At 45.5% G+C, this 9,316-nt stretch carries 7 protein-coding genes; 3 read left to right on the forward strand and 4 right to left on the reverse strand.

Translation table 11 applies throughout. The features are described 5' to 3' along the window. Both B4J23_RS06105 and recG read right to left on the reverse strand, forming a co-directional pair. Positions 1–636, reverse strand: a complete 636-nt coding sequence (locus B4J23_RS06105) for a ComF family protein (protein WP_291359307.1) — start codon at positions 634–636, stop codon at positions 1–3. Beyond that, complete coding sequence (recG, locus tag B4J23_RS06110; protein ID WP_291359309.1) at positions 623–2,668, reverse strand: ATP-dependent DNA helicase RecG; 2,046 nt, start codon at positions 2,666–2,668, stop codon at positions 623–625. Before recG ends, B4J23_RS06105 begins: the two co-directional genes overlap by 14 nt. Positions 2,669–2,701: 33 nt before the next feature. Here recG and B4J23_RS06115 point away from each other — a divergent pair, with 33 nt between their 5' ends. Then, positions 2,702–3,514, forward strand: coding sequence for an NAD-dependent epimerase/dehydratase family protein (locus B4J23_RS06115; protein ID WP_291359311.1), 813 nt, complete (start codon positions 2,702–2,704; stop codon positions 3,512–3,514). Positions 3,515–3,691: 177 nt separating this feature from the next. Here the strand turns inward: B4J23_RS06115 and plsB are convergent, their stop codons facing one another. Next, complete coding sequence (gene plsB / locus B4J23_RS06120; RefSeq protein WP_291359312.1) at positions 3,692–6,259, reverse strand: glycerol-3-phosphate 1-O-acyltransferase PlsB; 2,568 nt, start codon at positions 6,257–6,259, stop codon at positions 3,692–3,694. A gap of 282 nt (positions 6,260–6,541) precedes the next feature. Here plsB and B4J23_RS06125 point away from each other — a divergent pair, with 282 nt between their 5' ends. Beyond that, entirely contained in the window at positions 6,542–7,414 is an 873-nt protein-coding gene (locus B4J23_RS06125; protein ID WP_291359313.1) for an acyl-CoA thioesterase, read from the forward strand. 143 nt (positions 7,415–7,557) lie between these two features. Then, positions 7,558–8,796, forward strand: a complete 1,239-nt coding sequence (locus tag B4J23_RS06130) for a dicarboxylate/amino acid:cation symporter (RefSeq protein WP_291359315.1) — start codon at positions 7,558–7,560, stop codon at positions 8,794–8,796. Here the strand turns inward: B4J23_RS06130 and B4J23_RS06135 are convergent. Beyond that, a complete protein-coding gene (locus B4J23_RS06135) occupies positions 8,793–9,227 on the reverse strand; it encodes a VOC family protein (protein WP_179992769.1) in 435 nt (144 codons plus the stop codon). The genes B4J23_RS06130 and B4J23_RS06135 overlap by 4 nt on opposite strands. Between the last annotated feature and the right edge of the window lie 89 nt (positions 9,228–9,316).

Raw genomic sequence — 9,316 nt, forward strand, 5'->3', positions numbered from 1 at the left:
TTAAAGTTTGGCTCCCGCCAGACAGGCGGCATAAATCTGCTGACAGCCCATTTTTTCCAGTTGCTGGCTCAAAGCTCGAATTGAGCTGCCAGTCGTAACCACATCATCAATAATTAAAACCTTACGATAACGGACTTTTGAAGAGATAGTGACCCTGAACTGGGCTTCAATATCTTCGATACGTTCCAGACGGCTTAAGCCTTTTTGTGAATGTTGCTTGAGTCGTTCAATTGGTTGCCAGACGGGAACTTGCAAGTGTTTAGCTACATGCTTGGCCAGCAACAAAGATTGATTATAGCCACGTTCAACCAGTCGTTCGGTTGAAATCGGCATAGGAACCACTGCACTGACTTTAGGAAATTTTAAGGTTAGTAATGCGCCTGCCAATAATGGTTCCAGATGCAGCTTCTGCTCATATTTAAATAATTGAATCAGGCGATCCATCGGGTAGGCATAGTCACAAGCCACCTGAAACTGCATTTCCTGACGCTGAATAGTCTGATGTGCCCAAGGTAACTGTTGCCAGCAATCCTGACAGACAGAATGCAGGTTTTGATAATCTGTCTGGCACAGCTGACAAGGCTGTAAACGATTCAGCCAGAGTTTACCCTGTTGTAACAGCTTAAACATAGGCATAGCGTGGAGCCTCAGGTAGCCAGCGTTTTAATAATGCATCCGCCTGTTTCGGATAATCTTTTAACATCTGCTGGGCGACATAATGCGCCTGATTCAGCAAGTGATCATCACGTGCCAGTTTGGCTACACGGAAACCCATATCACCGGTCTGTTTGGTTCCTAACAATTCACCCGGACCACGTAATTCCAGGTCTTTCTCGGCAATGATAAAGCCATCATTGGTTTCGCGCATGATACGCAGACGTTCCTGACCATTTTGTGACAATGGATTTTTATAGAGCAGGGCACAGAAACTGGCTTTGGCACCACGACCCACCCGACCACGCAGCTGATGTAGTTGTGACAGGCCAAGCCGTTCGGCATTTTCAATCACCATAATCGAAGCATTCGGGACATCGACCCCAACTTCAATCACGGTGGTGGCAATGAGTAGCTGCAGTTTATTGTCTTTGAATTCCTGCATGACTGCCTGTTTTTCATCGGCTTTCATTTTGCCATGTACCAGACCGATATTCAGTTCAGGGAAGCGTTCCTTGATCTCGGCAAAGGTTGCTTCTGCGGCTTGAGCATCCAGAGTTTCCGATTGTTCCACCAAAGTACAGACCCAATAAGCCTGTTTACCTTCAGCACAATTCGTGGCAATCCGTTGCAGAACCTCTTCGCGACGATCCAGCGGAATGGTCACAGTCTGGATCGGAGTACGACCCGGTGGCAATTCATCAATAATTGACGTATCCAGATCGCCATACGCCGACATAGCAAGCGTGCGTGGAATCGGGGTTGCGGTCATCACCAATTGATGCGGTGACATACCATCCAAGCCTTTATTTCTCAAGGCTAAGCGTTGATCGACCCCAAAACGATGCTGCTCATCAATAATCACTAAGCCCAGTTTGGCGAACTCGACATTTTCCTGAAACAGGGCATGTGTGCCCACCACCAGATGCGCGCTGCCATCACGGATTATTTGTTCTGCTGCTACACGCGCTTTACCTTTCTGTTTGCCGGAAAGCCAGGCAATATTTAAACCGAGTGGTTCGAACCAGCGCTTGAAGTTGAGGTAATGCTGTTCGGCCAGAATTTCAGTTGGCGCCATCAGCGCGACTTGCCATCCTTCTTCTAGGGCATGACAGGCTGCAACACCGGCAACCAAAGTTTTACCTGCGCCCACATCACCCTGCACCAGACGCAGCATTGGTTTATTCTGTTTCAGGTCTTTGGCAATTTCTTTGGATACACGTTTTTGTGCACCGGTCATTTCGAAAGGCAAACTGGCCAAAAGTTGTTTGACATAGGTTTTACTCGGGGAAAATGAAGGCGCTTCAATCTGCTGAATAAAGGCACGCCGAGTCAGTAAACTGATTTGATGCGCCACCAGTTCTTCAAAAATCAGTCGTTGCTGTGCCGGATGTGAGCCTTGAGTGAGCTGCAACATATTGGCATCCAACGGCGGATGATGAATATATTCCAGTGCCTGCTTCAGGCCATAACCATTGCTAAATTTTTGTGGCAAAAGTTCAGGCAAATCATCACTGTGCAGTTCTAGTGCCTGTTTAATATATTCCCGCAGCTTGGGCTGAGTCAGTCCTTCGGTTGCCGGATAGATCGAGGTGAGTTGGGTATGAGGCAGAGGTGTATGTTCAGTAATCACTTGCAGCTCTGGATGATACATTTCCAGACCACGGGCACCGACTCGCACTTCACCAAAGACTCTTAAACGGTTACCGAGCTTGCAGCGATCGGTAATGCCTTTATAAATATGATAAAAGCGCAAAGTGACTTTGCCAGAATCATCATCCAGTAACACCGCCATGGACTTGCGTTTACCGGGTGGGAAATCAACCCCTTTCACGACACCTTCCAGCAAATAGCTGCGTCCCACCGTTAATTGATTCATGGGAATGATCGTGCTACGGTCTTCATAGTCACGTGGTAGATGAAAAAGCAAATCATCAGTATTAAAGATACTTAGTTTTTCGAGTAAAGCAGCGGCGGCATTGCCAACGCCTTGTAACTGATGGACTGCAGCCATGTCCCCTCAACTAGGTCTGTGATTCGGTGTCGAATGCATATTTTATTTATTGGTTATGGTAAAACATCCGAGCGGGTAGCTAAACAATTATTTGAGCAAGGTCATCAAATTATCACAATTAGCCAGAGTCCCAAAACAGATTCATTCGCAACTCATCTGATTCAGGATGTGCATACCCTAGATTTAAGTGCAGTCGCTCAGATTGACTGGGTCTATGTGTTACTCAGCCCAAAACAGAGGGGTGTCGAAGCCTATCAGCACACTTATCTGGATTCGGTTCAGCCAATCATTACTGCCTTGAAATCCCATCCGGTAAAAAGAATGGTGGTGGTTTCATCAACCCGGGTTTATGGGCAGAATGCGGGTGAAAGTGTGGATGATGAAACTGAAATTCATCCGAATGATGCTCAAGGTGAAATTTTGTATCACATGGAGCAGGCGTATCTCGCCGCTTATCCTGATCAATGTACCATTATCCGCCCAAGTGGAATTTATGGAACTTCTGTGGCACGTATGCAGAAAATGGCAATCTCAATGACCAGTTATCCAAATCTGCACTGGTCGAATCGTATTCATATTGAAGACTTATCACGTTTTCTAGCTCATATGATTCACGTGGAACACCCTGATTCTTCATATATTTTGACCAATAATCAGCCACAACTTTTGCATGAAGTCTTGCAATGGTTTCAGCAGCAGATGGGTTTATTTATATTGAAAGTGGAAAGTGACAGGGTGACGGGTAAAAAGCTGTATGCCACAAGAATGGAAAAGATAGGCTTTGAGTTAGAGCATCAGGATTGTTTTCAGGATTATTTAGAGTTGATGAATAAGACTGATTTATAAATTTGGAAGTTCCTCCTCCCTCTGGGAGGAGGTTAGGAGGAGGGTTTTTTTAAAATCACCTCTCCCTTGCGCAGCAGTGCTGCTCATTTCCTAAAAGGAGAGGGAATATTTATCATTTTTATTAATTCTAAAGCAAAAAAAGAGAGGCCAAAACCTCTCTTTTTCTTTAAGTAAACTTTACTTTTTCTTGCGTTTCGCACGTTTCTTGGCTTGTTCAGCCGCAACCGCATCTAGTGCTTCTTTCAACTCTTCATCGGTAAAGGAGGTGATGTGATGCAGCATTTGCAGCTTCACTTCATCCAGTACCAGATCTGCATACTGCGCAACATTGGTCAGCTGCTCATCATAGACAATGGCATTGTCTTCGTTGGTACAAATATAGCCTTTTTGCGTCAGAACTTTGATAAAGCTTTGGAACAAGGCCTTGTCAAAGAATTCTGGCGAGTTGAATTCATACAGTACAGAAAGACGTTGCCCCACCAGATGACTCAGCTCTTCCACCTGACGGGTTGAAATATTGCCTGGGCCACGCTGGGTGATCAAAGCCAGTGTCATGTAATAGCGTTCCAGACTTTGGGTCACTGGAGCAGCCAGAACTTCAAGCTGGTGATGCGCTTCAGTATTCGGTGCTGGCGCTACCAGATTTTCACCATCTGCACTGATCAGATTGGTTGCAAGTAAAGCATCGATATAAGCATCAACATGTTGCTGAATTTCGTCTTCTTTCCATTTCAGGAATAGCTCAGCTTTCAGGAATGGATAAAGCGTACTGCTGGCATTGATCGCATCTTCACGGCGAATCATGCCATTGTGTTCTACCAGTGCCGCAATCAGGGACGGCAATACAAAGCTATGCACGATGTTATTACGGAAATAAGTCAGCAATACGGCCTGATTATCTTCAATGGCAATGATATCGCCCAGAACGTGTTTCACCCGTTTAATCAGCTTGAGCTTCATTGCATAGGCAATAATCTCTTTACCTGAAAGTGAGGTAATTTGCATACGCTCATCATAAGGTAAAGCCACCAGCAGATTACGGTAGGTATCCAGCTGCTTGATACAGATTTCTTCGTCCAGCGTATGTTTCGGTGTTGCCAATAAAATAAGTGACAGCAGTGAAACCGGATTCACCACGACTGCACGGTTGATATTTTCCAGAATGGCTTGGGCAGAACTGTTGACTGCGTCGGATACTGGCTGCGGAATCGGATCATCATTCTTTTCAATTTTGATATGTTCTGCACCATGCTGTTTCAGGATGTCATCCAGAAATACCGGTTCACCGAAATTCAGATGGACCTTGCCAAAAATACGTTCAATTTTGCGCAAGGTTTTCAGGATGCCAAAAATAGATTCTGCTTCTTTCGGCTTGCCATTCATCTCACCGACATAAGTACCACCTTCCATCAGGCGTTCATAGCCGATATAAGTCGGAACAAAGACAATTGGCTTAGCTTTGCCACGTAAATGACCATGTACGGTCATCGCCAGCATGCCGGTTTTTGGTGGCAGCAGACGACCAGTACGTGAACGGCCACCTTCGATAAAGTATTCCAGTGGAGTATTACGCGACAGCACGCTATACAGATATTCTTTAAATACGGTGGTATAGAGTGCATTACCGCGGAAGGTACGACGGATAAAGAAAGCACCACCACCCCGTAAGATCTGACCCACAAATGGCATGTTCAGGTTATCGCCTGCCGCAATATAAGGCACCATCAGACCACGACGATAAATCACATAAGACAATAATAAATAGTCGATATGACTGCGGTGACATGGCGTATAGACAATTTCATAATCTTTGGCCAGTTCACGCACGGTACTGAAATTATGTACTTCCACGCCGTCATAGAGCTGGGTCCATAAACGGGTCAGGGCTTTATCGGCGAAACGTACGGTAGAGTGAGAGTAGTCCGATACAATTTCATTCAGATAGCCAATCGCACGACGTTCTGCTTCCAGCATACTGATTTTGCTGCGGATGCTTTCATTACGAATAGCCGCCTGTACATCCGGAGATTTAATCAGGCCATGCATCACATTACGGCGGTCTGACAGGTCAGGGCCGAGGATCACTTCACGCTGTGCATCCAAATAGTCATTCAGACGGCTGACAATATAGGTCGCTGGCGCTGAATTTGGATAAGTTTCTTTGGCAAATTCCATGAGGGCGCGCAAAGATTGTGGCTCATGAAACTCCAGATAAGACTGGCGACCATGCAGACCGATATTGACCAGCTGTTTGACCCGGCTTGGCGTAGACCAAGTATCGGTAAATAAAAGCTTGAACCAAGAATCTTCTTTTTCAGGATCACGACCCCAAAGTACAGTCACCGGTACCAGTTCCACATCCAGTTCGGGATTTTTTTCTAGGACTTCAATCAGGCGTAACAGGCGTGGAGGAAAAGCATGTGGTGGTGAGCTAAGCAGATTATTCTCATCATGGTACTGCAGGAACAGCACTGAAGCCTTTTCCTTGCTGTCACCAATCTGTAGAGGATCGAGCGCAGGTGGCATATTTAAACGGCGAGTTTCTGCATCAACTACCAGCGCATTACTGCGTGAATGATTCTGCAAGATATAGCAGACAATTTTCTGCTGTGCTGCCGGAGTCTGGTCAGCAGTAGGAGTTGTCACTTCACTTGGTACTTCCCCAAGAACATGCGGGGTGACCACAAGATCAAGTAGCTTACTTGAAAGCTTGCGATACATTTGACCAAAGCCACTCTTGGACATAGTTACTCCTAATTTTACTGACCAAAACTACAGAATTTCTGAGGGAATTTATTTTGATTGATTATAAAAACAAACAATATGTCATTTTCTGACAAATTCAATCGAAGTGGTTCGATTTTAGCGCGAAAGCAGATGTTTTTCCTAGTAAGTTACAAGACCAGTTGACAGAACAGTCAATCAATCTTTAGAAGATTGCTTGGATTTTATGGCAGAATATTCAGAATAAATTGTATAGATTTATTTCTACACTTTTGGATCTTGCCAATATCACACAGGTTGCTTATGAATGCCTTAACACAGGAACTGGTCGAGCTGCTCAGTTTAGAAAAGTTAGAAGAAAATATTTTCCGGGGAATTAGCCGTAATCTGGTAGGCAAGCGCGTATTTGGTGGGCAGGTTCTGGGACAGGCCCTGCGAGCTGCATCTTATACCACAGATCGTCCTGCACATTCATTGCATGCCTATTTCCTGTTTGGTGGCGATGTCAATGCACCGATCATTTATGAAGTGGATCGTATCCGTGATGGAAAAAGCTTTGTCAGCCGTCAGGTTCGTGGCATTCAGCATGGCCGTACCATTTTCATGTGTATGGTTTCCTTTGCGCATCAGGAAGAAGGTCTGAACTATCAGATTTCAGAACCTGAGTATCCACCAGCAGAAAGCCTGAAAAATGAAGCAGAGCTCACCCGGCAGATTATTGAATTTATTCCGGAAAATGTGCGTGCTTCTTTCATGCGTGACCGTCATGTCGAAATTCGCCCTGTAATGCCAGTGAATCCATTCCAGCCGCAACCGGAAGCGCCAAATTATGCGCACTATATTCGTACTCATGGAAAGATTGCTGCAGAAGTGGATGAGATTTCCCTGCATCAGGCGATTGCAGCTTTCTATTCAGACTTTACTTTAATGACCACGGCGCTACGTCCGCATGGTTTGAGTTATCTGTCTCCAAGCTTGCAATGTGCCAGTATTGACCATGCCATGTATTTTCATAAACCGTTCCGGGTAGATGAATGGATGTTATACGACATGGATGCTACTCAAAGTGCCAGTTCACGTGGTCTGAACTTTGGCCGCATGTGGCAAAATGGTGAGCTGGTCTGCAGTACTACACAAGAAGGCCTGATCCGTTTACGTGAAATTGAAACCCAGTAAAGCATACTTTTAATTTAAATAAAGCCGGATCCCAGATCCGGCTTTATACATTTTTAAGCACGGCTCTTTATAAAAAATTACTCGATTCTCCAGCACTTGCATGGCATAGTGCCCTTAAGATCAATATTAAAAATGCATGTGAAATGAGCTTAAATACGCAGATTTTAATTGCCGCCGTATTGGGGGTACTGTTTGGATTTTTACTGACTTTATTTCCGCAAAGCACATTTTTTGATGTCGGCCTGTACGGGATTGGAATTGCCAGCAGCCTTTTTATTGGCCTGCTGAAAATGATTTTGATTCCCCTGATTTTTACCTCAATCGTGGTTGGGGTCTCTAATCTGCAGGCGGGGGGACAGCTGAGTCGGACTTGGAAAATCACCCTATTGTGCTGCGTGACCACCACCTCATTGGCATTGATTCTAGGACTGACCTGTGCACATCTGTTTAATGTGGGGAGAGGCGTAGATGTGGTGATGTTTCAGGATGCCATGGCTCAGCATCAAACGCCTGATGCTTTAACGCCGTCGTCTTTCTTTACTAATTTTATTCAGAATACCCTGATCAATCCTTTTAAGGCCTTTGCTGACGGTAATGTCCTAGCCGTGGTAATTTTTGCTCTGTTTATCGGTGTGGCGCTGGTTGCAGGTGGAGACAGCTTTCGTACTGTGCGTAAGCTGAGTCACCAGTTTTTTGACATCATGATGTTAATGATTGGCTGGATCATGAAACTGGCACCGATTGGGATTTTTGCACTACTCGCCAAGTTAATTGCCACTGAGGACATTTCGGTACTGAGCCGTCTGGCCGAGTTTGCGGCAGTGGTGACAGGCACTACAATTTTCCACGGAATAGTGGTGTTGCCGTTATTGCTATGGATCTTCGGAAAAATGAATCCGCTGACCTTTTTTAAAGGCACCCGTAGTGCATTAATTACTGCCTTTGCCACCAGCTCCAGTTCGGCAACCATGCCGATTTCTTTAAAATGCGCGCAGGAGAACCTGGGCGTACGTCCGCAAACAGCCGGTTTTGTTATTCCTCTTGGCACGCAGCTGAATATGGATGGAACGGCACTTTATGAAGCTGCAGCAGCTTTGTTTATTGCCAATCTGATGGGGCTGGATTTAACCTTAGGTCAGCAGCTGGTGGTTTGTGCCACGGCAATGATTGCGTCCCTAGGTGCACCAGGCATTCCAAGCGCTGGCATGGTCACCATGATCATGGTGCTGCAATCAGTCGGTTTGCCGGCAGAAGCCATTGCGATTTTACTTCCGATTGACCGTCTACTGGATACCGTACGTACAGTAGTGAATGTACAGGGTGATATGATGATTAGTGTAGTGGTAGATCGACATACCCGCGAGCCTGAAGTGCCAGTTTAATCTTTGTCTAATTCAGCTTTATCTAAGTCCGGATTCCAGACAATTTCCCAGAGATGACCATTGGGATCCTGAAAATAACCTGCATATCCGCCATAAAAAGTCGTGTGTGCAGGTTTAATAATTTTAGCGCCGGCACGTTCAGCCTGTGCCATTGCCTGGTCGACTTCTAAGGGACTATAGACATTATGCCCCAGAGTCATTTGCGTCGGACAGATTGGGCTTGGCTCCAGACCGGTATCTTGCTGGATACTACGCTGTGGCCATAAGGCAAGCTTAAGACCAGGTTGTAATTGAATAAAAGCCACCGCGCCATATTCAAACTCTTCACCCATAATTCCTTCACTGGGAAAACCCAGTCCATCACGGTAAAAGCGTAGTGAAGCTTCCAGATCGAGCACACCGAGGGTAATCACAGAAATCCGTGCTTGCATAAGTCCCTCCTGATTATGATTGTTATATTTCTATCTTAGGACAAATAAAAAGCAGGGAAGCGATCCCTGCTGTTAGAAATTGTAATAAC

The sequence above is a fragment of the Acinetobacter sp. UBA3025 genome, from assembly GCF_002367915.1.
In the GTDB taxonomy this organism is placed as follows: domain Bacteria; phylum Pseudomonadota; class Gammaproteobacteria; order Pseudomonadales; family Moraxellaceae; genus Acinetobacter.